The organism is Streptomyces olivochromogenes (genome assembly GCF_021538895.1).
GTDB lineage: Bacteria > Actinomycetota > Actinomycetes > Streptomycetales > Streptomycetaceae > Streptomyces > Streptomyces olivochromogenes_A.
The window spans coordinates 75,708-97,343 of record NZ_JADDRL010000001.1; the positions used below are offsets into that span (position 1 = coordinate 75,708).

A 21,636-nucleotide genomic window follows, 5' to 3' on the forward strand; every position below is an offset into this window, starting at 1 on the left:
GGCTTGTGCGTACGAGGCGTGTCCGGGATACGGGTGCTGCTCCGCCGGGCGGCGATTCCAGCAACACCAAGTGGGGGCAGCCGACGCCGACGGGCCTCGAAGTCCCGGTGACCGGTGATGGTTCGGAGTGCCGGCGGCACTCGCCCGCGCGAGAAGCGAGGAAGGACGGCGGATGGCGGATGGCGGATGGCAGCGACGGGGCCCGCCGCGGGATCAGGGCCAACCTCAATAGGAGCATATGCTCGTATCAACGAAGAGGCAAGAAGAGATCCCGGATCACACCCAGCAGCCCACGACGGCCGACGCCCCCACCGGCAGCCAGGTCACACCCAGCAGCGGCACCGCAAGAGCCCCGCCTCACTCAGCCCAAGGCGTGAAGCCGGTCTGCAGAACGACTTCGAGGGCCGCGCGCAAGCGGGCCGCGTCGTCGGCCCCGAAGCGCTCCTCGAACTGAGCCTGCATCTCCTGCCACAGCGGCAGCGCCGCCTTCATCCGGGAGACGCCCTCCGGCGTGATCGTGACGATCCGAGCGCGACGATCGGCAGCCGACGGCTCGACGGTCACCAGACCCTCCCGCGCCAGCGGCTTGAGGTTCGAAGCCATCGTCGTACGGTCCATCGCGATCATCTCGGCGAGATTGGTGATCGTCATTTCCCCATGGGCACTGAGCTTCTGCAGGATGCTGAACTGCGTCGCACGGAGACCGGCCGAGGCCAGAGCCTTGTCGTACGTCGCGCCGATGTACCGGGCCGCCTTGCGGAGAGCCAGGTTGTTGCACGAATCCTCGGCGTTCGCCGGCGTAGCGACCATCATGCCCTCCTGAGCGTCTCCATCCATGATAGGAGCACATACTCTCATCGTAAAGCGCCAGGTCAGGCGCATCTACGGTGACCCATGAACCGGTCGCCCCGGCGACTCACCCTTGCCGACCACCCCGATACGAGCATATGCTCCTATCGGCATGGTGAGCACGCCCCAGCCGTCCCACCACAGCACAGCAGCCGCACGTGGCGTGCGGCTGCGCTTCATGAAAAGGAATCGATCATGTCCATCAAGAACAAGGCGTTCTCCGTCGCGGCGACGGTCCTGCTGGTCGGCGGCGCCACCGCCGCGGGGACGTTGTCCGCGAGTGCGGCGACTCCGCAGTGCGGCGAGCACTGCATCGACATCTACAACAAGAAGCTCGGCACCGCGGACCACCCCCGCTACGTCGAGGCCGTCCACCAGGGGGTGGCGAAGGTCGGCCAGCCGACTGTTCTGCAGCGCGCGAGCAGCTCCGACCCGGCGGAGGACTTCCTCCCCCGCGTCGGCAAGGTGTCCGACTTCTACAAGGCCCACCTGGTCTCGTCCGAGGTGAACCGCCACTACGGCAACCTCCGCGCGGCGCAGATCCAGTACGCCCCCTTCGGCAAGGCCAGCGGCCTGTGCGTGGGTCTGGCCACCACCGCGTACCAGAACGAGGGACTCACCCTGCAGTCGTGCGGCCTGCCGGGCAAGACGGTGTGGATCGTCGACACCAAGGATTCGCCCGCGACCGCGGCCGACAACTACTTCCCACTGGTCAACGGATCCACCACGGACGTCAAGCACCCGTACGCGATGACCTACCAGAGCCACGCCCAGCGGGGCCTCGGTCACTGGAGCCACGGTCGCGGGAATCACGGTCACTGGAGCCACGCACGCTCGAACAAGCATCTGCCTGCGCAGATCCAGGTCCGCAAGCTGATGGGCAACCCGGCCCACGTCCCCGACAGCCAGCTCTGGGGTACGAACCTCGGCGTCGTGAAGTAGACCAACGGATTCGGCAGTGGAGGCAAGGGGCCAGCGCGTCCGCAACAGGGACCGCAACCAGCGGATCGGAGCACGCTCGCGCCGTGACGCCGCGGGCGTGAGCCAAATAGAATTCGAGTTGTTATGTCTGCTATTGCGGACAAATGAGAGGTTATGCCATGGATGGTATTGCCGACATGGGCGGCACCCAGGGATGGGGGCCCGTACATCCACCGAGACCTGATGAACCGGTCTTCGCGGAGGACTGGCAGCGCAAGGCGTTCGCGCTGGCGATTCTCTCCAGCCGCCTCGCCTGTGGCGGTGTCAACACGGACGCCTTCCGGCACGCGCTGGAGCGCTTGGACCGAGCCGCCTACTTCGACGACGGCTACTTCGGGCGCTGGTTCAACGGCGGCGAGCTGATGCTCACCGAGCGCTCCATCCTGGCGCCGGGCGCGATCGAGGCCCGCGCGCGCAGCCTGCGTGGCGAACACGTCGAGGAACCGCCGATCCCCGAGCCCGCCAGGCCCCACTACGCGCCCACCGCGGAAGGCTCGCTGCGTTCCGTGGACACCGCGCCGGCCTTCGCCGTCGGAGAGCGCGTACGCGCCAAGAACGTGTCGGTACCCGGGCACACCCGGCTGCCGGGCTACGTCCGGGGACACATCGGCGTCGTCGATGTCATCCAGCCCGCCCACGTGCTGCCCGACACCAACGCGCACTTCCTGGGCGAGAACCCCCAGTACGTCTACACGGTGCGGTTCGACTCCCGCGAAGTGTGGGGCGCCGACGCCGAACGCTTCGCCCTCACCGTGGAGATGTACGAGAGCTACCTGGAGACCACCGCATGACCACCACCCATGGCGGCCAGGACGAGACCGTCCCCGTCGCGCTGCGCACCGAGGCGCTTGAGCAACTGCTCACCGAACGGGGCCTGATCGACCCGAAGGTGATGAACGGGATCATCACCGAGTACGAGACCAACGTGGGCCCGCTCAACGGGGCAAAGGTGGTCGCCAAGGCGTGGACCGACCCCGACTACCGGCAGCGCCTGCTCCAGGACGGAACCGCGGCCATCAAGGAACTGGGCTTCTCGGGGCCACAGGGCGAACACATCGTCGTCGTGGAGAACACACCGACCACCCACAACCTGGTGGTGTGCACGCTGTGCTCCTGTTACCCGTGGCCGGTGCTCGGCCTGCCGCCGAGCTGGTACAAGGACCCCGCCTACCGTGCGCGAGTGGTGAGGGAGCCGCGCACGGTGCTGTCCGAGATGGGACTCGAACTCGACGACGACGTGCAGATCACCGTCCGGGACTCCACCAGCGAGGTGCGCTGGCTGGTGCTGCCCGAGCGGCCGGCCGGTACCGAGCACCTCGCCGAGGAAGAACTCGTGCCGCTGGTGACCCGGGACGCGATGGTCGGCGTGGCCAAGGTGGAGGCACCGTGAGCGCGCCGCTGGACATCGCGGGACCGGCCGCGCCGCCTCGCTCAAACGGTGAGCTGGTGTTCGCCGAGCCGTGGGAAAGCCGTGCCTTCGGAATGGCCGTGACGCTGTACGAGTCGGGCGCCTTCACCTGGCCTGAATTCCAGGCCGCGCTCATCGCCCGGATCGCGGCGTGGGAGGCTTCGGCGGCGGACGAGCCGTACCACTACTACCGACTCTGGCTGGCCGCCCTGGAGGACGTACTCGCCGACCTGCGCGCCGTGTCCACGGACGAGATCACGACCCGCACCCAAGACCTGGCACAACGTCCTCCGGGCCACGACCACCATGACCACGACGAGCATCACGATCACCCGCACTGACCCACAGCCCAGGCGCCACCGTGCCATGACGTGGTGGAGGGCGGGTAGGGAGGCAAGGGACTGCCCGGACCGGTAGCGGAGGACAGCATGGACACGGACTGGCGTACGTTCGCCGAGCAGATGGCGACCATGGCACGTGACCTGCTGGCGCAGGAGTCGGTACAGGCCACTTTGGAGCGGATCACCCACTCCGCCACCGAACTGGTCGACGGCTGCGATGCCGCCGGCATTCTGGTCCTGCGCGGCACACGCGTGGAGACTCTCGCCCCGACCGACCAGGTGGTCATCGACAGCGACCAGCTCCAGGAGCGGCTGCGCCAGGGACCGTGCTTCGAAGCGGCCCGCGACCATCGCGACGACCGCGTCTTCAGGATCGCCGACTTCACCACCGCGGAGCCGCGCTGGCCCGACTACGCGTCCCAGGCACGCCGGCTGCACCTGGGCAGCATGATGGGCTTCCTGCTGTTCACTGAGGACGAGGACCTCGGCGCGCTCAACATCTACTCCCGCAGGCCCGGCGCGTTCACCGGCACCAGCGAGACCGCCGGCTGGCTGCTGGCCTCCCACGCCGCGGTCGCCTTCTCGAGCGCCCGCACCCACGCCCAGTTGGAACGGGCCGTGGCCACCCGCCACACCATCGGAGAAGCCATGGGCATCCTCATGGGCAGCCGGAACCTGACCGAGGAGCAGGCCTTCGACGTGCTGCGGCGCTACTCGCAGGAGACCAACACCAAACTCCGCGACGTCGCCGGCCGCATCTGCGAGACCGGCACCCTGTGACCGACGTACGGCGGTTCCCCCAGCACGTTGCCTGGACCGGGGGAACCTCAGCCGGGCCGGCCCCCAGGGGACCGCCGCCGACCCGGCCTGCCGACAGAGTCCCCCGTGCCACGCGGCTCAGACATGCCCCCCGCCTCGATGGCCCTGTCGGCTTGGCCGAGGTGCCGACTAGTTCTTGCTGTTGTTCACGATGACCGGCGTGCCGCCCGAGTCCGTGCCGCACGGCACCGCGTACACCGGGTTGGCCTTGGCGGCCTCCCTGTAGGCATCCAGGCACTGGTTGTAGAGCACCTTGTCGCTCAGGGACTTCTCGATGATCTTGTTGGCGCGGGCGATGCCCTCCGCCTCGATCCGCTTGCGCTCCGACTCCGCCTTGGCCGTGCGCGACGCCTCGACGGCCCGCTCGGTGGCCTGCTCCTGCTGGATCTTCTTGTCGATCTGATCCTGCAGCTTGTCCGACGGCCTCACATTGCGCAGGTTGACGGCCGTGACGTCGATCCCGCGCGGCGCCAGGCGCTCCTTGATGAGACGTTCGATCTCCGAGCCGATCTGCTCGCGGGCGGAGGCGTAGCCCTCCTCGCTGGTGTGCTTCGCGAAGACGTTGCGGATGATCTCGCGGCTGTCCGGCAGCACCAGGCGCGCCTGGATGGCATCCTCACTGCCCGCCAGCCGGTACAGCTCGACCGCCTTCCCCGGAATGACGGCCCACTTGATGGTGACGTCCGCGTAGAGCACACCACCCTGCGAGGAGCGGACCTCGACCACGTCCTTGTCATACAGGTTGAGGTCCACCGGACGGGTGGAATACGACGTGACCTCGGTGAACGGCGACTTCACGTGGATGCCGGACGTGAGCGGCGTGCCGACCTTGCCGAAGGTCACCGGAACGCCGACCTCGTAGGCGCTCACGACATAGACGCACGCGAAGACGCCGGCGAGCACGCCCGCCACGGCGCTGAGCACGGCCCCGAGCTTCCAACTCCCGGCCGAGCGTGCGCGACCGACGAGGAAGAGCACGACCGCCGCTATGAGCAGCAGGATGGACAGCACGAACACAGGTTCCCCCTCCGGAAACGGTCTGCTCCGCCTCGGGCGCGACCGGTAGCGCATGGTAACGAGCCCCGGTGACCATCCCGTACGCGACCCCTGTGGGTCGTTCGGAACGGTGCGGATCACGCAACCCGCCAGCCGGAGACGGGAAGACGGCGCGGATGCGGCAAGCGGTGGTGCGCCGCGCCCTGCGGGGCGCACCACCGGCGGGGACCGGAGTAGGGTCGGGCATGGTGATGCAGCGCTCCCCCGGTGCGAGCAACGCGCCGGGGAACGTGGCCGATTGGGGTCAGTGGCCGGCGGCAGCCGCGTACGACCCGGAGCGCAGCTCGTCCAGGAGGCTGGGCTCGGACGGCTTCCAGCCGAGCAGTTGCTCGGCGCGGGAGGGATCCATCAGGGAGGAGCGGGTGAGCACTCCGGCGAAGGGGCCCATCTTCTGCTGGGCCTGCTCCATGGTGATGGACAGCGCGCGGCCGTCGGTGATGTGGGCCACCGCCTCGACGATCTCCCGCATGGAGGCACCGCTCCGGGATGCGGCGTTGACGACAAGTCGCGGCTCGGCCCTGGTCAGCGCGGCGACATACAGCCGGGCGAGGTCGTCGACGTGCACCGAGCTCCACTCGTTGCTGCCGTCGCCGATGTAGGCGGTGACTCCCTGCTCCCGGGCGTTCGCGATCAGCCCCTGGAGCAGCGCGGTGCCGCCTCGTCCGTAGATCAGCGCGGCCCTGATCACCGTGACCGCCGGCCCCTCGGCAGCCAGTACCTGTCGCTCGCCCAGCACTTTGTAGGGCTGGGCCGACAGTTCGGGTTCCGCCAGGGTGTCCTCGTCGGCCGCTACTCCATGTCCGTCGGGGTAGACGAGACCTGTGCTGGTGTAGACGAACGGATTGCCCGGCTTCAGCCCGGCGAGCAAGGCCGCGAGCGCGGGCTGCTCCACCTCGTGCATGGCCGGATGGGTGAAGTCCACCGCGGCGTGTACGACCGCGTCGGCTTCCTCGGCGGCGAGGCGGAGCGTGTCGGTGTCCGCGAGGCTCCCGGGCACCGCCTCCGCGCCCAGCTTCGTGACTCGGTCGCGCGCCGCGAGGGATCGGGCCAGTGCCTTCACCTGGTGACCGGAGGCGATCAGATGCTCGGTGACGACCCCGCCGAGGTAGCCGCTCGCGCCTGTCAGAAAGATCCGCATGATCATGTCCTTCGTTGTCAACGGCGGCCGTCGGTTGCCGGGCCACCGCTGATCAGCGTTCAGGGCCGGCGAGGGCTTATCCAGGGACTGCCGGTCCGTGGCTGACCGCCGACCGCGGCGAGGCGAGGCCGTAACGTGGAGCCATGGACAAGCACGCGCTGGCCGCCTTCCTGCGAAACCGGCGAGAGCAGATTCGGCCGGAGGATGTCGGTCTGCCGCGGGGGCCCCGGCGCCGCACGCCGGGGCTGCGGCGGGAGGAGGTCGCCCAGCTCGCTCATATCTCCACGGACCACTACAGCCGCCTGGAGCAGGCCCGTGGGCGGCACCCCTCGCGCCAGGTGCTCCAAGGGATCTCCCGTGCGCTGCGCCTGTCCGATCAGGAACGGGCACATCTCTTCTCCCTGGCCGGTGAGTTGGAGCACGATCGGGACCGGCTGCCGTCGCGCGAGGTCGCCCCCTCCACCACCGCCCTGTTGGAACGCCTCGCCGACACACCCGCGCTCGTGGTGGACAACACCTGCCAGATCATCGCGTGGAACCCGCTGGCCGCCGCCCTCTTCGAGGACTTCTCGGCCGTTCGGGCTTCGGACCGCAACATCCTGCGCCGTATCTTCCTGCGGACGGACGGTGATGGCGACGCGTTCGGGATCACCGATCGCGGGCGCCTGTTGACGAGTGCCGTCAGCTATCTGCGGGTGGCCACCACCCAGTACCCGGACAGCGCCGAGCTTCGCTCGCTCATCGCCGAACTCCTGGCCGGCAGCACGGAGTTCGCCCAGCTCTGGAATTCCCAGCAACTCCAGATCGACCACCACGCCAAGCAGGTCTTCCACCATCCGCAAGTGGGCCGGATCGAGCTGGACTTCGACATCCTCAGCGTCCCGGACCGCGACCAGCAAGTGGTGCTCTTCACCGCCGAGCCGGGCTCCAGCGCGTACCAGAACCTGCAGCTCCTCAAGGTGATCGGCACGCAACTCATGGACGTCCCCGCCTGAGGCCGGACCGGTGCGGTTCTCGTCGGGATCCTGGCACGTCACGCTGCCGGGATGGACAAGGCCAGGGTCCAGTTCCAGCAGGGAGGCTGAGCGGCGCGTGGCCGGGCGGTGGCGGGCCTTGTCCGTGAGCGGCTACTTCACGAAGCGGTACTTCAGGTGCGTGGCGAGGGGTGTGTCGACCATTCGCACCGGCTCAAGACGTCGCAGACCGGCACCGAGTCCCTCGAAGAGCCGCAGCCCGTCGCCCAGGAGCGCGGGCACCACGTGCAGCTGCAGCTCGTCGATGAGCCCCTCGCTGAGGTACTGCTGCACCGTGCTCGCACCGCCCGCGATGTCGACGTTCTTGTCGCCTGCGGCAGCCTTCGCCTGGTCGAGGGCGCTGTGGATGCCGTCGGTGACGAAGGTGAAGGTGGTGCCGCCTTCTTTGACCAGGGTCGGCCGAGGACGGTGGGTGAGCACGAAGACCGGTGTCCGGAACGGCGGGTTGTCGCCCCAGAACGCCTCGCCCGTGTCGTACATCATCCGGCCCATGACCACCGCTCCGGTGGCGTCGAACCACTCACGCATCAGCTCGGAGTCGCGGTTCTCCTCCCCGCCGGTCATGCCCTGCCGCTGACGCCAGCTCGCCAGATTGTGGATCCACTCGAAGAGCGGCTCGGCGCCGTCGCCTCCCGGGTTGTCGATGGCGATGTCGGTGCCGGCGATGTAGCCGTCCAGGGAGATGGCCAGATCCGCGGTTACGGTCACGATGGGACTCCTGAGCTCTGGGATGTGCTGCCTTCACTCTCACGTCGATCGAGAACGGCGGCATTCGACAAGCTCCGAACCGCTCTCCCGTAGAGGAGTCACAGGACGAGAGTGACCGGACGAGACACACGCTGACGATACGGTGGCTCAGCCGAAGTAGCCGGGCCCCACCGCATCGGGGTCGGGCCCGCCCCGGACCCCTGTGTCGATCGTGTCGATCGCCGCTACCTCGTCGGCCGTGAGGCCGAAGTCGAAGACGTCGAGGTTCTCCGCGATGCGGTGCGGGCGGACGGACTTCGGGATCGCCGACAGCCGGTGCTCCAGATGCCAGCGCAGGACGACCTGGGCCGCCGTCTTGCCGTAGCGGGTCGCGATGTCGGTGACAGTGGGGTGATCGAGCGGGTTCCTGCCGGCGTTGTGCCCGTCCTGCCAGTACATGTTCACCCCGCCCAGCGGAGACCATGCCTGGGTGACCACTCCGGCCTCGGCGTCGGCCTGGCGCACCGCGCGCTGCGTGAAGTACGGGTGGAGCTCGACCTGGTTGACCGCGGGGACCACGCTGGTGCGGTCGATGAGGCGGTGCAGGTGCTCGGGCTTGTGGTTGCACACGCCGATGGCCCACACGCGGCCGTCGGCGAGCAGCTTCTCCGCCGCCTTGTACGAGGCCACCGTGTCGTCGAACGCCGCCGGGACCGGCCAGTGGAGCAGGTAGAGGTCCAGGTGGTTCAGGCCGAGGTTGGCCAAGCTGGTGTCGAAGGCGCGCAGGGTGGTGTCGTAGCCGTAGTCGGTCAGCCACAGCTTGGTGGTGACAAAGACCTCGCCGCGGTCGATGCCGGAGCGGGTGATGCCCTCGCCGACCTCCTTCTCGTTGAAGTACGCGGCAGCGGTGTCGATCAGGCGGTAGCCCTCGCGCAGTGCGTTCGCGACCGCGTCGGCGGTCTCCTGAGGGGTGCTCTGGTAGACGCCGAGGCCCAGGGCGGGCATCTGGACGCCGTTGTTCAACGTGATCGTCGCGATCGTCGGGTTCTTGCCGGTCATGGCGTTCCTCGCTTGGGAGAGGGTCGGCCGACCGGGGGGCGTACGTCCTCGAACCGGTCGGGCCCCAGGAGCGATCGGGGGGCGTGCACCATGCAACGGGAAACGGAGGTACCGGAGGAGCCTCTGCTGTGAGGGGTACTGGCAGAGTCCCCCACCCCTCGCGCGGCCTGCCTCCCCTGGTCCTCATGGACAACCGGGACGCAGTCAGCGCCTTCCTCCGCTCCCGACGCGACAGGATCACCCCCGATCAGGCGGGGCTCCCCGCGTACGGTCAGCGGCGGGTCCCGGGACTGCGCAGGGGTGAGGTCGCGACGCTCGCCGGCGTGAGTGTCGAGTACTACACGCGCCTGGAGCGCGGCAATCTCAAAGGCGTCTCCGACAGCGTGCTGGACGCCCTCTCCAAGGCCCTGCGGCTCGACGACACCGAGCGCATATACCTGTACGACCTCGCCCGCGCCGCGGGACCGGCGCCCCGGGCGCGGGCCCGGCAGCGGGAGGTCGGGCCGAAGGTACGGCCGAGCGTGGCGCGGATCGTCGAGGGGATGCCGGGGCTGCCGGCGTACGTCATGAACAACCGCCTCGACGCTCTGACGGCCAACTCGCTGGGCCGGGCCCTGTACTCGGAGGTGTATGCCGACCCGACCTGCGGGGCGAACGTCGCCCGGTTCGCGTTCCTCAATCCTGCTGCCAGGCGGTTCTACGTCGACTGGGAGCGCATGGCCCGCTTCGCCGTGGGCGCGCTGCGCGTCGAGGCGGGGAAGAACCCGTACGACCGGGAACTGTCGAACCTGATCGGTGAGCTGTCCACCCGCAGCGACTCCTTCCGCGTGCTGTGGGGCTCCCACGACGTGCATGTCTTCCGTGACAGCACGAAGCGCCTCCGCCATCCGGTCGTCGGCGACCTGGAACTCGATCAGGAGACCATGAGCCTGCCGGACGAGAGCGGCCTGAGCGTGGTCGTCTACAGCGCGCCACCCGCGACCGCCGCCGAGGACGCCCTGAAGCTGCTGGCCAACTGGTCCGCCACGACCGGGCCGGAACGGGACGCGATATCCGAGAGCAGGTTGTGACCGGCTCAGCCGATCAACTGCCGGACGGCTCCTGGGCGCCGTAACCGTCGTCGGGGAGGCCGCGATCAGGTTCCGGGCATGGGCCGTGGGAGAAGCCCCAGACATTGACCTTGTTCAGGATCCAGTCGTCGAGCGGCGGCAAGTCGTTGCTTTCCCGGTCGGTGAAGGCGAAACCCACCCGTACGTCGTTGATCGGTTCGGTCTCCAGGCTCCGCTGGTTCGTGAGGTTCTCGTACTCCACGGTCCGCCAGCGACCGCCGGCGTCGGTGATCGCGGCGGCCAGGGCCGATTCGGTGATACGGGAATCGACCTTTCGCAGCTCACCGGGCCGGGGACCGGGGAGCTCCAGCTCCTCGAGCCAGGCTGGAATGATCATGGAGTCCAGTCGGGCATCGTCAGAAGACCAGCTGTACCGCCAGCTCCGCCACGAAGTCCATGCGCAGATCATCGCACTGTGCGGACAGGTGTTCTGTGGCTTGAGCGCCAGTCAGAACCCTGGCCCGCCCCAAGGGACGCGATCAGGCTCGCGCGGCGAGCCGCTGTCCCGCCCGGCTCCAAAGGCGGCAGCCGCTTAGCCCAGCTGGCTGCATGTGACGGTGCTGGTCACCGAGCCATGCGGTCTCTCGTGCTTCGATGATCGCCAACGAGGTCTCCGGCCCGTCCTCGCGGCCCTGCGGAGTGGCGGCGTCGAACTCGTCGAGGTGCCCGAAGACAACCCGACCGACGAACCAGGCCTGCACTTCGTCCACTACTGGGCCGACCGCGATCCCGTCAGGCCCGCCGCGGCCATTCACCGGGCTGTGGACGCCACCAACGTCGTACCCATCCCGGAGGAGCCCGATGACCGCGAACAACGAGGCAATCACCTGCCCATTCGACTTCAGCGAAGCGCTGGAGTTCGACCCTGTGCTCGCGGACCTGATGGGTCGCAATATCCCCGCACGTATCCGGCTCCCCTACGGCGATGCGGACGCCTGGCTGATCACCGGCTTCGAATCCGTCAAACAGGTGACCACCGACCATCGCTTCAGTCGGGCTGGCATCATCGGCCTCAACTACCCCCGCATGACGCCGGAGCCCATCGTCTCGCCCGAGTCGATCAACGTGATGGACCCGCCGCAGAGCAGCCGGGTCCGCCACCTGGCCTCGCAGGCTTTCACTCAGCCGCAGGTCGACGCCATGCGGCCCCGGATCACCCGGCTCACGGACCTCCTGCTCGACGCCATGGAAAGGCAAGGACCGCCGGCCGATCTGGTCCAGTTCCTCTCCGACCCGCTTCCCCAGCACACCGTCCTGGACCTCCTCGGCATCGAACAGGAGGAATGGCCCCGCATCCAGGAGTCGGTGCACCAACTCCTCGTCGTCGGCCCGGACAACAAGGAGGCCGCCGCGAGTGCGAAGGCCGATCTGACGGCCTACTTCGCCAAACTCGTCGAGCAGCGGCGCCACTCACCCGGCGAGGACATCATCAGCGCCATGGCCGCGGCTCGGGAGGGCAAGGAGCAGCTCGACGACAGGGAACTGGCGGTCATGGCGCTGATGCTGGCGCTCAGTGGCCAGGACACGGCGACCTGCCACATCAGCGACATCACCTACCTGCTCCTGACGCGTCCCGGCCTGATGGAACGCCTCAGGAGCCGGCCGGAGACGCTGACCGATGTCCTGCATGAAATGCTCCGCTGCATCCCGTTCCGCAAGGGGGTCGGAATCCCCCGGGTGGCCCTTGAGGACGTGGAGCTGGACGGTGCGCTCATCCGGACCGGCGACTTCGTCCACGTGTCGTACCTGACGGCCAACCGTGACCCGGAGCGCTACGAAGACCCACACGCCATCGACCCCGACCGGCCCAGCGCTCCGCACATGACCTTCGGCTGGGGTGGCCACCGGTGCATCGCGATGCCTTTGGGCATGGCGGAACTCGAAGTGGCCATCGGGCGGCTCGTGCAGAGGTTCCCCGGGCTGCGGCTCGCCGTGCCGCCGGACGAGCTGCGGTGGGACACGGCGACGATCAGGCGTTTTCCACTGGAGCTCCCAGTGGCTTGGTAGGAGCACCAGGGCGACATCGACCTTCGCGCCGCATCCGGGCCGCTGACTGCGGCGGGGATGTCGGGCAGGGTCGATGTCGCCTTTCGGGCGGGCGCTGGTCGGGTGAGGCGAGTGCGCGGCCATGGTGCTCGTCACGCGGCCACGGTGCTCGTCGCGCGATTGTCAGATGTCTCGGTGGCTCTCTGCTGCCGCATCGACCGAGGACAGGGATTCCGTCGTCACGGCCGACGGCTCGGCGGCGACGGGTGCCATCCAGGAACAGGCCAGAGAGCCGCCGATCAGGCCGCAGAACAGTCCGAGGAACAGGCCGCCGAAGTTCGCCACGGGAAAGGAAATGAGGGCGAGCAGCAGGGTGGCAATGCCGGCGAATACGCGAAGGGCAGGGCGGTAGCAGAGGCCGAACCCGAGGACCATGAAGAGCAGGCCGATCACCAGGGATCCGGCGCCGGACGTGGTCGACAGGGCCAGTGGAATGCCGTTCAAGTCCAGGTGCGCGTAAGGCCAGTACAGGATCGGCAGACCGGCCATGAACGTGAACAGCGCGGCCCAGAAGGGTCGTACGCCTCGCCAGATTCTGAACCTGCGTCGGAAGTCTGCCGCCGCAACGCGCAATTCGCGTTTCCGGCCGAAGAAGTTGGTGATCACGTGTCCCGTCCCTGATCGGCACTGCGGCGGCTGCGTCGAGCGTGTGAGCGTGTGAGGCCGACGGCGGGCCGCTCATCCCGTACTCCGCGCACAAGGCTCCGAAGCCCCCGTGGTGGATCAGAAGCCCCCGTGGTGGGCCAGAAGCCCCCGTGGTGGGCTCAGAAGCACTCGTGGCGGCCTTGCTCGACCTGGGTGCGCAGGCCGGGAACGCTGAACGTGCCGGCGGTGACCGCGACCGCGGTCCAGTGCACATTGATCAGGGTGGACGAGTCGGCCTGTTGGCCCACACCGTTGGGGTCGAAGAACCGCGAGTGCCTGTCCCCGGGATTGATCAATCCCTTGGTGATCTCCCCTGTCGCGATGCCGATGTCCAGGCCCGTGAAATCCACCTCATCGGCCGTCTGGCTCGTCGCGTCGAGAAACAGATTCGATGCCTGGGCCGGCCGTTCATTGCCGCCGGTGACCCGCAGCGTCTGCGGGCCCAGCACCGGCACATCGATCAGAACGGACTGGCACAGCCCGGTGATCTTCGCGCGCCGGGCTCCCGTGACGATGACGGGCACGAGTTCGCGCTGGCTGGTCACGTTGACCATGCCGTAGATGCTGACTCCCCGGGTGACCATCTTGTCCGCGGCTACCTGGAATTTCTGGCCGGAGATGAAGAACGAGGCAGCGAGTACTCCCTCCGCCATGGCGACGGCGACGGTCGCGCTGGACGCGACGCCGAGAACCAGAATCGCCGCGAAGCGCTTCCAACGAGTTCTACCTGCGCCATGCGACATCCCGTCTCCTTCGGTCCTCGAATCGGCCCGCCCGTCTCGGGCAAGGCGACGATGTCCCGCTGTCCGGTGACGGATCCTAGGCTTCCGGACACGACAAGCGGTTGCATGTCACGTCCGCCGTTCGAGTGGCGCAACTTTTATTGGGCACTTCGGATGACAGGTCTCGCAAAAATTCATTGGATGGAAATCAACGTCCCGTGACGGGGAATGCCGGCCAACCAAACCGAGTCCAGCCGCATGGCTCACCCCCACGACAAACGCACCCTCCCGGTTCCCGAAAAAGGGGCGGCACGCCATCGCGATCAGATTCGTCATGCGTCTCGCATGGCAGCGGCGATCAGCGCGGTAACGACTGAAGTCGCGACGAGGCTTCCCAGCGCGACCAGCCCCACACCGATCACGAACAGGCCGCTGGAGTCGTCCGACCAGTCGTAGAAGGCCGCGGCGGTCAGGCCCACCGTGGTACCGAGCACAGCGCCCGTGAAGTAACGCCGAGCAGCCGCCCAGCACACCGGTGCCAGCAGCGTCAGCACCAGGCCGATCACCTGCCACGCCTCGTACGGGCCGGTCGTCGTACCGTCCGGGTGCACGTCGCGATGCTGGTCCCAGCCCAGCCAGGCAGCCCACAACGCGGCCGAGACCCCGGCCAGCACGGGGATCGACAGCAGCTGGGCAACGGGCTTCAGTGTTCCTTGGCTCATGGCCCCAGCGTTCCGGCTCGCACCGTCGCCGGGGAGAGCGCAAGTACTCAGCTCCACCCGAGTACGTCGGCGAGGAGCTGATTACGGTCGGGCCTGCGACGGGGCTGCGCGACGGGACCCCAGCGCCACCGCCACCGGCTCGGTGCGTGGCCGCCTGTGTCAGCCGCGCGGGGCCACGTACAGGCTCTGGGTGCTGCGGCCCAGCGGGCCCTTCTCGTCGTGCAGGGCGGACTCGGCGAGGCCGATGCCCGCGCCGTCGACCATGGTCCGGGCGTCCAGGCAGACCCATTCGCCCTCGGGGTGGCGGTGCAGGCTCACGGTGAGATCGGCGTTGATGAAGACGTAGCGGTGGAAGTCCAGAGCGGCGCTGACGCCGTTGCCCGAGTCGGCCGCCGTCAGCACCCGACTGAGCGGCGTGATCTCCTCTCCGGCCACCAGAGGAACCCGCATCCGCATCCACGCCGTGCCCGGCCCGGGCTCCAGGAAGGAACCGGCTGCGAAACGTACTTCCATGGCGGTGTGATAGCCCTGCTCCCACGGGACCGGGAAGAACGCCTTCGGGGGTACGGCCCCGGGTCCCGGCACCTGCCGGCCCGGCGACACCTGCGGTACCGAGTCCGGCACGGTCTTCATCAGCAGGGCCGTCACCCGCATCACCTCCTGCCCGCCGTCGGGTGTCAGAGCCGCCTCCACCAGCTCGACACTGCGCCCGGCGCGCAGCACGCGCGTGGCCACGGTCAACGGCTGTATCGGGACCGGGCGCATGATCTCGTACGTGAGCCGGGCGACCCGCATGTCCGGCCGTCCGCCGGGCCGCTGCTCGACGGCCAGACCGAGCAGCGCGGCCGGCGGCCCGGCGTGCTGGGAGCCGACGTCCCACGGTCCCCGGGTGTTGGCAGTGGGGAGGAACCGATCGTCGGCCTCCCGCTCGTAGAAGGCCTCGGCTTCTGACTTCATCATGACTGCCCCTCCCTGCCCCATGGACTACCCGCCGATGATTCTACTAAGCGCTTGCTCACACCGCAGGATAGTCGGTCGGCTCGACGTCCCCGGCGTCTCATGCCGCAGCCCCGGACCAGCACTTCCCGCGCCGTCACGGATCGGTGCAACTCTCGTGTACGCCATGTGGCCCGGCACAACTCCGTTCAAGTGAACGGCGGCGCGTCCACGTTGATTCGTGGCCCAACAACGGAATGAACCCTTACGACCTGTTCGCCAAGCCCTACGTCCCGCGAAAGGCGACAACACCATGTCAGCTTGCCGTCGCGTCCTGTCCGCCTGCGCCACTGGCATCTCCGTCGCCGCGTTGACCCTCACAACGGCGCCCCCCGCGGCCGCCGACGACTTCCCGAACGAGGACCTCATCAACAAGGCGAGCGGCGGTCGGCTGGCCCTCTTCCTGGACCATGTCACCGACGGCTCGGTCCCGGTCGCCTTGCGCGATCCCGCGTTCGCCTTCACCACCGAGGCGTGGGACGGCCGCGGTTCGTACGCGGAAGGCGAGTGGACCTTCAAGCTGAAGAACCGGGCCGCGAACAAATGTCTTCAGCCGGTCGACACCAACCCCACCCGCGGTGGTGGCGTGACCGTGAGGACCTGCAACGACTCGGACAATCAGAAGTGGAGCCTTGAGGCGGAGCGAGTCGGTGACACCCAGACCGGTTGGTGGATCTGGCGACCGGTCCTCAACCGGAACGTCGCCCTGACCATCAGGCAATACGCCGAGAACGACAGATACGAGACGCTCTACCTCGACACCGCCTACCCGTCCTCGGACCGACTCTGGAAGCTCGCCCACAACGACGACGCCTGGTAGTCGTTGCCGGCAGGGGCAGGGGCACAGTCAGCATCTACGATGCCACCAGGCCAAATCTGGATCTGTCAGAGGCTCATGGTGTGTTCGCCTGAGCAGGATCACGTCCAGACGCTCGACCTGCACTCGAAGTTCCGTGGCGGCTCTCGGCGGGAGCAGAAGCAGAGCCTCTTGCAGCTTGTCCCGGGCCCAGCCGTCGCCGCAGCACGGGCAGGTGAACTCGGCCTCCCACTGCCTCCAACGACGCGTGATGCCGTGGACCCGCACGGACCATACGCTCAGCGCCGCTGATACGACGCCGGGAGACAAGCGCTCCCGTTCGAGCATGCGAACGGCGGCATTCGCCGGCCCCGACAGGCCTGGGACATCCCGGTATCGAACCCATGGCCTTCGCCAAGCGCGTTCCCGCGGCCGAAGTGAAACTGGCTTCCTACGCGGCACGGCCCCTTCGGGTGTAAGTCATGTGCGGCATCTTCCCACAATCCAAGATCGACCGGACAGCCCCTGGCTCCGCATCGGAAGCGTTCGCCTCGTTGATGGGGGGCGGGAGATAAATCGGTGGGGTGATCCCGCCATGTCTGCCACGATCGACAGATGGGCGCATTGGATGCAGTGGCCGACAGGGTTTCCAGCGGACTGACCGTGAAGTTCCGGCCCAGTGGCTCCTCGATGGTCCCCTTGATTCACAGTCGTCAGCAGGTGGCCGTCGCTCCCGTCGACCCGTCGAAGCTGAAGGTTGGCGACATCGTCCTGGCCCGTGTCGCCGGAACGGTGTACCTGCACTTGGTGTCGTCCGTGGATTCGGCCAGGAAGCGGGTGCAGATCAGCAACAACCGGGGCCACATCAACGGCTGGACCAGCCATGATCGCGTCTTCGGCATCTGCGTGTCGGTCGACGGTGTCCCCAGGCCAGGCGCCGCGGACAAGACTCTTGACCAGGCATCCGCCTAGCGTGAGCTGCATTCCGCAGGCCCACCCTGGCAGTCCAGAAGACGTCGCGCTGCGCGTCCCGCGACTTCTGAACGGTGTTCATCCCGAGGCCGAGACGGGCGGGCTGCCCGGCCGCATCGCCGCCCGAATCCTGTCAGTGGCAGCTGCTACGAATGGCGGTATGACCGGCGACGAGATCATCAACAGGATCCGAGAAGTGGATGCAGACGGCGAGCTGCCGCCGCCCGCGCCCCCTGAGGCTGTGGCCGAACTTGAGGAGGCCGTGGGGTATCCGATGCCGCCGCTCCTCAAGCGGATCTATCTCGAAGTCGCTGACGGTGGGTTCGGTCGCTGGGGTGAGGCTTTGTCCCATACCGACACGGCCTACAGCTTCAGCGACAGCCGTCGGCTACTGGAGGAGTACCTGGCCTGGCGCGGAACCCCTAACTACCCTCCGTCTGTTGTACCGCTCTTGACATGGGGCTGTGCGATCTGGTCCCTCGTCGACTACAGCACACCGGAAGGCCGCATGTGGGGTTGGGATCCCAACGCCCGATGTCCTGAACACGGACACGCTTTGTTTCCCGAAGACCTCACCCTGGCCGAACGGCTCTGCGGGTGGTTGGACGGACGCGACGACTTTCCCAAGGCACCCGCTGGCCCGTATTGCCAAGAATGCCGAAACTGAGCCACTACCGCGACGAGCAAGATCCCGATCTACAGCTGGAGTACGAGACGGTAGAGCAGTCCAGGAGTCGCCCGTCGGTGGTGCCGATGAGGAGCCGTCCGGGCTCGGTAACTGTCAGGGCTGACGCAACGACGGGGACTGCGGCGACGGTGAGGTGCCGGCGCCAACGTACGTTGCCGTCCCGGAGGTCGAGTCCGACGATCTCGCCGTCGTCGTATGTGACGTAGACGGTCTCCGTGTCGTGGTCGAGGTCCGTGGCCTTCCGGTCTGTGCGAAAGACCCAGGTCGGCTGCCCGTTGGTCACCTCGCGCCGTACGACGAACGAGCCGCCGGGCTGCAGCCCGCGGCCGTGGTAGACGGTGCCGGCATGAATCAGGTCACCGTCCGCGGTCTCCACGCCGGGGCCGGCGAAGTGGGTCTCACCTGGCGTCCAGGAGTAGGGAAACAACCGAGTGGTCTCCGCTGCCGTCGGCTCACGCGGACGTTCGGCAAGCGGTATGGACTCCAACTCCGCTGCCGCAAGCCAGGTTTCACCCGGTCCGAGGTGCTGCTCGCCCTTCGTGCGAACGGTTTCCCGGAAGTAGATCCGGCTGCCACGCCGGATACGGAGCCTGCTCCGCTCCCCGTTCTGCCCGGCGGGTGCGAGGGCGGGCAGGCCGTCAGCGCATCGCACCAGGGACACCGAGCCGGAGGGAGCGAGTTGGTCGACCTGTGCTCCGTCGTGGAGCGCGAGCCGGAGCACGGCCTGCGCGCGCCCCTCCCACGGAGGCCGCACCAGCCCGACCCAAGCCGATCGCTCATCTCCGGCGATCACCACGTCACGGCCGCCGCCGGCGTCGTCCCGAACAACCCACTGCCGTTGCCCCGAGGGCAGCCAGGACTCCAGCCGGACCCCGTCGAGCGTCGCCACGATCCGGCCGTCGGACAGTGCCTCGACCGCGCGGGCGTTGCGTCGCGGATCCCAGTGCGTACTCAGACCGGAGACGGTCTGGCGGGCATCCTCTCGGCGGTCGGCTCGCGGGGCAGCCACCCGTGGTCCGGCCAGGTCGTATCCGGTGAGCGACCGGGGCGGTACGGCTCTCCAGTCGGGCCGGTGCACCACCGCGACCTGCCCCTCGCTCCACGCGTCTTTGTCCTGCCAGTCGTCGGACGGGGCCATCAGCACCCGCAGTTCTTGTTCGCCGAGCCATTCCAGGCCAAGGACCTGGCGTCCGAGCTCATGCTCGATGAGCGACGTGGTCGTACCCGCCTCCAGGTCCAGCAGCAGCAGTTCCCCTTCGAAGAAGTAGCCGCCGTCGTACTTACCGGTGCCAACTGCGAGGAGGGGCAGCGTGGGGTGGAAAGCCATCGCGTGCACGGGGTAGCGCGCGCGGAGAAGCGCGCGGCAGGCCAGATCATCGGTGCCATAGACGCCGACCGGCGCAGTACTGCCGAACTCTTGCATGCCCGCCACAGCCACGCACGTGCCTGCCACTGCAAGCAGGCCGCGGGCCTCGTCATCGACGGCGAGGACGGGATCACCGACCTCGGCGAAGGGACGGTCACCGAGGATTCGGTCGATGCGGAACGAGATGGTCATGCTGGTGATCTTCTCAACGTCCAGAACATGCGTGAAGCCACGATCCCTTGGTGGCCAGTGTGTTGGGCCCTGCCTGCCGGCCGACGTCGGCTAGAGCGGCGGATCCTCGCTGGTCCAGCGGAAAGGCCGGGCGGGCCTTGGCGGTTGGTGGAACAGGGCCACGCCTTCTTTGATGCGGCCGGCCCTCATGAGGTGTGTGCCGAGGGCGGTCCGGTTGGCCGGGATGGTCGGGTCCAGGAGCGCGACGGCCCCCTCCGGGCGTCCGGCGTCGGAGAGCAGCTTCGCGAGGTTCTGTGCCTCGTACCAGCTCTTCGATTCAGGGCGTGCCCGGGCCTCTTCGATCGCTTGCTCCCTGCGACCGCAGGCAACAAGGAGTTTGGTCCGTAGCCGGAAGAACTCGGCCTCTTCGGAGGCGAATTGGAGCTTGCGGTCATCGAGGTACGCCAAGCCGTCCTCAGCACGGCCCTGGTCGACGAACAGCGTGCACAGCGCGTCAACGACCCAGTCTTCATGGCCGCCGACCGAGCTCGGCAGGGAACGCAGCAGCTCGATCGCCTCTTCGCCGCGGCCATGACGGGCAAGGAGCCACGCGAGCCTCACCGCCGTGTTCGGTGAATCGTCCGGAGCGAGCGTTCCGTAGACGTCGATGGCGCCCGTCACGTCGCCGCGTCGCTCCAAGTACTCCGCGAGACATTGGGCGGCGTCGCCGAGGGGCTCGGTTGCCGCGTACTCCCGCAGCTCGTCGATCCGATCGTGTCGAGCCAGCAGATCGGCCAGTTGGTCACGGCCGTTGACGGATGTGATCTCCCGCGTCCGCAGTAGGGCTATCGCCTCGTCGGCCCTCCCCTGCCGCTCGCGCACGGTGGCCAGCAGGTCGATGGCATTGCTGAGTTTGGTGTTCCGGCCGCCGGAGTCCGGCCAGGCGGTCGGATCTCCTGCCTCGACGCGGGCGGCCAGCAGCGCGGCGGCCTCCTCCTCTCGCCCCAGATCGGCGGTCACCTCGACCAGGGCATCAGCGAGCAGCCAGTCGTCCAGGTGTGGCAGGAGCAGGTCGAATGCCTCATCGCCCCGGCCGTGCCGGGCGAGCAGCAGCGCGAAGTACTTCAGCGCCAACCGCCAGTCGGCCTGCATGTTCGAGCGGGAGACCGCGATCGCCTCGTCCACCCGCCCCCACCCTTCGAGCAACTCGGCGGCGCTGTGGGCCGCCTTCCACCAGCCCGTGGCGACGTAGCGGGCGAGCACTTCCAGGGCCGCGTCTCGCCGATCCTGGTCGGCCAGGATCCGCACCCACGCCTGCGCACAGAACCAGTCGCCGCCACGCGCCTCGTGTTCGACTTCGTCGAGATGGCCATGGTCGATGAGCCAGGAGACCAGGTGGGGCGGTATCCAGCCCTCGTGCGTACGGGCCTGGCGGTCGAGTTCGCCGGCGTTCACGACGACGCACCTTGGATCGGAGCAATGGTCTCGGAGTCACTCGCCGGCAGTCTTGAGCGTGCCGGTGACACGGAAGGCGTTCTCCGTGTGGAGACCGAGGCGGGATGCCCAGGTGAGGGCGTCGTCGAGGGTCGTGTTTGCGTCGGCCAGGCGGGCGGCGGTGAGTGTGGGTGGGACTTTTGCCTCGGTCAGGAGAGTGGTCCACTGACGGGCGGTGAGGGACAGGTAGCGGAGATCCAGCAGGTCGGCCAGGACGGACAGGTTGGGGACATCCGCTCCCGAGAGGTCGAGGCCCCGCAGGTGAGGGATGGTGCGGAGGGGAGTGATGTCGACCGGGGCGGTGGTGGTCAGGTCGACGGATGTGAGGTGGGGGTGCGCTTCGAGGCTGGTCAGGTCGCCGTCGGCAAGAGTGACGCGGAGGGATTCGACGGGCAGTTCGCGTACGGGTGTCAGGTCGGCGGCGGTGGAGCGGTTGAGGTGGAGGCGGCGGAGCCGGGGAGCGGCGGTGAGCGGTGCGAGGTCGACGACGCCGGGCAGACGGTGGAGTCCACCGAGCCGGTCCATCCCACGTCGTCA

The 21,636-nt window shown here is 68.1% G+C and carries 24 protein-coding genes and 1 pseudogene; 12 read left to right on the forward strand and 13 right to left on the reverse strand.

Features of this window, described 5'->3' with window-relative positions:
* Positions 1–357 precede the first annotated feature (357 nt).
* Positions 358–810, reverse strand: coding sequence for a MarR family winged helix-turn-helix transcriptional regulator (locus IPZ69_RS00350; RefSeq protein WP_235451558.1), 453 nt, complete (start codon positions 808–810; stop codon positions 358–360).
* Between the two features lie 234 nt (positions 811–1,044).
* Between IPZ69_RS00350 and IPZ69_RS00355 the strand changes: the two genes are divergently transcribed.
* The 5 genes from IPZ69_RS00355 (at position 1,045) to IPZ69_RS00375 (ending at position 4,359) form a co-directional block, all read left to right on the forward strand.
* A complete protein-coding gene (locus tag IPZ69_RS00355; protein WP_235451559.1) occupies positions 1,045–1,791 on the forward strand; it encodes a hypothetical protein in 747 nt (248 codons plus the stop codon).
* Positions 1,792–1,949: 158 nt separating this feature from the next.
* Entirely contained in the window at positions 1,950–2,621 is a 672-nt protein-coding gene (gene nthB / locus IPZ69_RS00360) for a nitrile hydratase subunit beta (protein ID WP_235451560.1), read from the forward strand.
* On the forward strand, positions 2,618–3,220 hold the full coding sequence (gene nthA / locus IPZ69_RS00365; RefSeq protein ID WP_235451561.1) for a nitrile hydratase subunit alpha: 603 nt from the start codon (positions 2,618–2,620) through the stop codon (positions 3,218–3,220). Before nthB ends, nthA begins: the two co-directional genes overlap by 4 nt.
* Positions 3,217–3,579 carry a nitrile hydratase accessory protein gene (locus IPZ69_RS00370; protein WP_235451562.1) on the forward strand — a complete coding sequence of 121 codons (363 nt, stop codon included), beginning with the start codon at positions 3,217–3,219 and terminating at the stop codon, positions 3,577–3,579. Before nthA ends, IPZ69_RS00370 begins: the two co-directional genes overlap by 4 nt.
* An 87-nt stretch (positions 3,580–3,666) precedes the next feature.
* On the forward strand, positions 3,667–4,359 hold the full coding sequence (locus IPZ69_RS00375; protein ID WP_235451563.1) for a GAF and ANTAR domain-containing protein: 693 nt from the start codon (positions 3,667–3,669) through the stop codon (positions 4,357–4,359).
* Positions 4,360–4,527: 168 nt separating this feature from the next.
* Here the strand turns inward: IPZ69_RS00375 and IPZ69_RS00380 are convergent, their stop codons facing one another.
* Positions 4,528–5,409: a prohibitin family protein gene (locus IPZ69_RS00380; protein WP_235451564.1), complete on the reverse strand. Its 882-nt coding sequence runs from the start codon at positions 5,407–5,409 to the stop codon at positions 4,528–4,530.
* 289 nt (positions 5,410–5,698) lie between these two features.
* Positions 5,699–6,592: an NAD-dependent epimerase/dehydratase family protein gene (locus tag IPZ69_RS00385; protein WP_235451565.1), complete on the reverse strand. Its 894-nt coding sequence runs from the start codon at positions 6,590–6,592 to the stop codon at positions 5,699–5,701.
* A 143-nt stretch (positions 6,593–6,735) separates the two neighbouring features.
* On the opposite strand from IPZ69_RS00385, the gene IPZ69_RS00390 reads away from it, so the two are divergent.
* Positions 6,736–7,587 (forward strand): helix-turn-helix transcriptional regulator, encoded by an 852-nt coding sequence (locus IPZ69_RS00390; protein ID WP_235451566.1) that lies wholly within the window; start codon positions 6,736–6,738, stop codon positions 7,585–7,587.
* 132 nt (positions 7,588–7,719) lie between these two features.
* Here IPZ69_RS00390 and IPZ69_RS00395 read toward each other — a convergent pair whose 3' ends face one another.
* Together IPZ69_RS00395 and IPZ69_RS00400 are read right to left on the reverse strand one after the other, a co-directional pair.
* Positions 7,720–8,334, reverse strand: coding sequence for a dihydrofolate reductase family protein (locus IPZ69_RS00395; RefSeq protein ID WP_235451567.1), 615 nt, complete (start codon positions 8,332–8,334; stop codon positions 7,720–7,722).
* Positions 8,335–8,481: 147 nt separating this feature from the next.
* Positions 8,482–9,372, reverse strand: coding sequence for an aldo/keto reductase (locus tag IPZ69_RS00400; protein WP_235451568.1), 891 nt, complete (start codon positions 9,370–9,372; stop codon positions 8,482–8,484).
* Between the two features lie 185 nt (positions 9,373–9,557).
* Here IPZ69_RS00400 and IPZ69_RS00405 point away from each other — a divergent pair, with 185 nt between their 5' ends.
* On the forward strand, positions 9,558–10,442 hold the full coding sequence (locus tag IPZ69_RS00405) for a helix-turn-helix domain-containing protein (protein ID WP_235451569.1): 885 nt from the start codon (positions 9,558–9,560) through the stop codon (positions 10,440–10,442).
* A 13-nt stretch (positions 10,443–10,455) separates the two neighbouring features.
* Here IPZ69_RS00405 and IPZ69_RS00410 read toward each other — a convergent pair whose 3' ends face one another.
* Positions 10,456–10,818, reverse strand: a complete 363-nt coding sequence (locus IPZ69_RS00410; protein ID WP_235451570.1) for a hypothetical protein — start codon at positions 10,816–10,818, stop codon at positions 10,456–10,458.
* Positions 10,819–11,038: 220 nt separating this feature from the next.
* On the opposite strand from IPZ69_RS00410, the pseudogene IPZ69_RS47650 reads away from it, so the two are divergent.
* Positions 11,039–11,236, forward strand: a pseudogene (locus tag IPZ69_RS47650) (DUF1259 domain-containing protein); the annotation flags it as partial.
* Positions 11,237–11,282: 46 nt separating this feature from the next.
* A complete protein-coding gene (locus IPZ69_RS00415; protein ID WP_235451571.1) occupies positions 11,283–12,488 on the forward strand; it encodes a cytochrome P450 in 1,206 nt (401 codons plus the stop codon).
* A 162-nt stretch (positions 12,489–12,650) separates the two neighbouring features.
* On the opposite strand, the gene IPZ69_RS00420 is transcribed toward IPZ69_RS00415, so the two are convergent.
* From IPZ69_RS00420 to IPZ69_RS00435, 4 genes are all read right to left on the reverse strand, one after another.
* Positions 12,651–13,133 (reverse strand): DUF6114 domain-containing protein, encoded by a 483-nt coding sequence (locus IPZ69_RS00420; protein WP_235451572.1) that lies wholly within the window; start codon positions 13,131–13,133, stop codon positions 12,651–12,653.
* 158 nt (positions 13,134–13,291) lie between these two features.
* Positions 13,292–13,915: a DUF6230 family protein gene (locus IPZ69_RS00425; protein ID WP_235451573.1), complete on the reverse strand. Its 624-nt coding sequence runs from the start codon at positions 13,913–13,915 to the stop codon at positions 13,292–13,294.
* 311 nt (positions 13,916–14,226) lie between these two features.
* The gene (locus tag IPZ69_RS00430) at positions 14,227–14,616 is read right to left on the reverse strand and encodes a hypothetical protein (protein WP_235451574.1); all 390 of its coding nucleotides are present in this window, start codon (positions 14,614–14,616) and stop codon (positions 14,227–14,229) included.
* Positions 14,617–14,775: 159 nt separating this feature from the next.
* The gene (locus IPZ69_RS00435) at positions 14,776–15,576 is read right to left on the reverse strand and encodes a thioesterase family protein (RefSeq protein WP_235451575.1); all 801 of its coding nucleotides are present in this window, start codon (positions 15,574–15,576) and stop codon (positions 14,776–14,778) included.
* A 289-nt stretch (positions 15,577–15,865) separates the two neighbouring features.
* Between IPZ69_RS00435 and IPZ69_RS00440 the strand changes: the two genes are divergently transcribed.
* From IPZ69_RS00440 to IPZ69_RS00450, 3 genes are all read left to right on the forward strand, one after another.
* Complete coding sequence (locus IPZ69_RS00440) at positions 15,866–16,432, forward strand: RICIN domain-containing protein (protein ID WP_235451576.1); 567 nt, start codon at positions 15,866–15,868, stop codon at positions 16,430–16,432.
* A gap of 591 nt (positions 16,433–17,023) precedes the next feature.
* Positions 17,024–17,380 (forward strand): S24/S26 family peptidase, encoded by a 357-nt coding sequence (locus IPZ69_RS00445; RefSeq protein ID WP_235451577.1) that lies wholly within the window; start codon positions 17,024–17,026, stop codon positions 17,378–17,380.
* Positions 17,381–17,540: 160 nt separating this feature from the next.
* Positions 17,541–18,047: an SMI1/KNR4 family protein gene (locus IPZ69_RS00450; protein WP_235451578.1), complete on the forward strand. Its 507-nt coding sequence runs from the start codon at positions 17,541–17,543 to the stop codon at positions 18,045–18,047.
* 4 nt (positions 18,048–18,051) lie between these two features.
* Here IPZ69_RS00450 and IPZ69_RS00455 read toward each other — a convergent pair whose 3' ends face one another.
* From IPZ69_RS00455 to IPZ69_RS00465, 3 genes are all read right to left on the reverse strand, one after another.
* On the reverse strand, positions 18,052–19,626 hold the full coding sequence (locus IPZ69_RS00455) for a hypothetical protein (protein ID WP_235451579.1): 1,575 nt from the start codon (positions 19,624–19,626) through the stop codon (positions 18,052–18,054).
* Positions 19,627–19,716: 90 nt separating this feature from the next.
* Complete coding sequence (locus IPZ69_RS00460; RefSeq protein WP_235451580.1) at positions 19,717–21,060, reverse strand: tetratricopeptide repeat protein; 1,344 nt, start codon at positions 21,058–21,060, stop codon at positions 19,717–19,719.
* 36 nt (positions 21,061–21,096) lie between these two features.
* Positions 21,097–21,624 (reverse strand): hypothetical protein, encoded by a 528-nt coding sequence (locus tag IPZ69_RS00465; protein WP_235451581.1) that lies wholly within the window; start codon positions 21,622–21,624, stop codon positions 21,097–21,099.
* Positions 21,625–21,636: the final 12 nt, after the last annotated feature.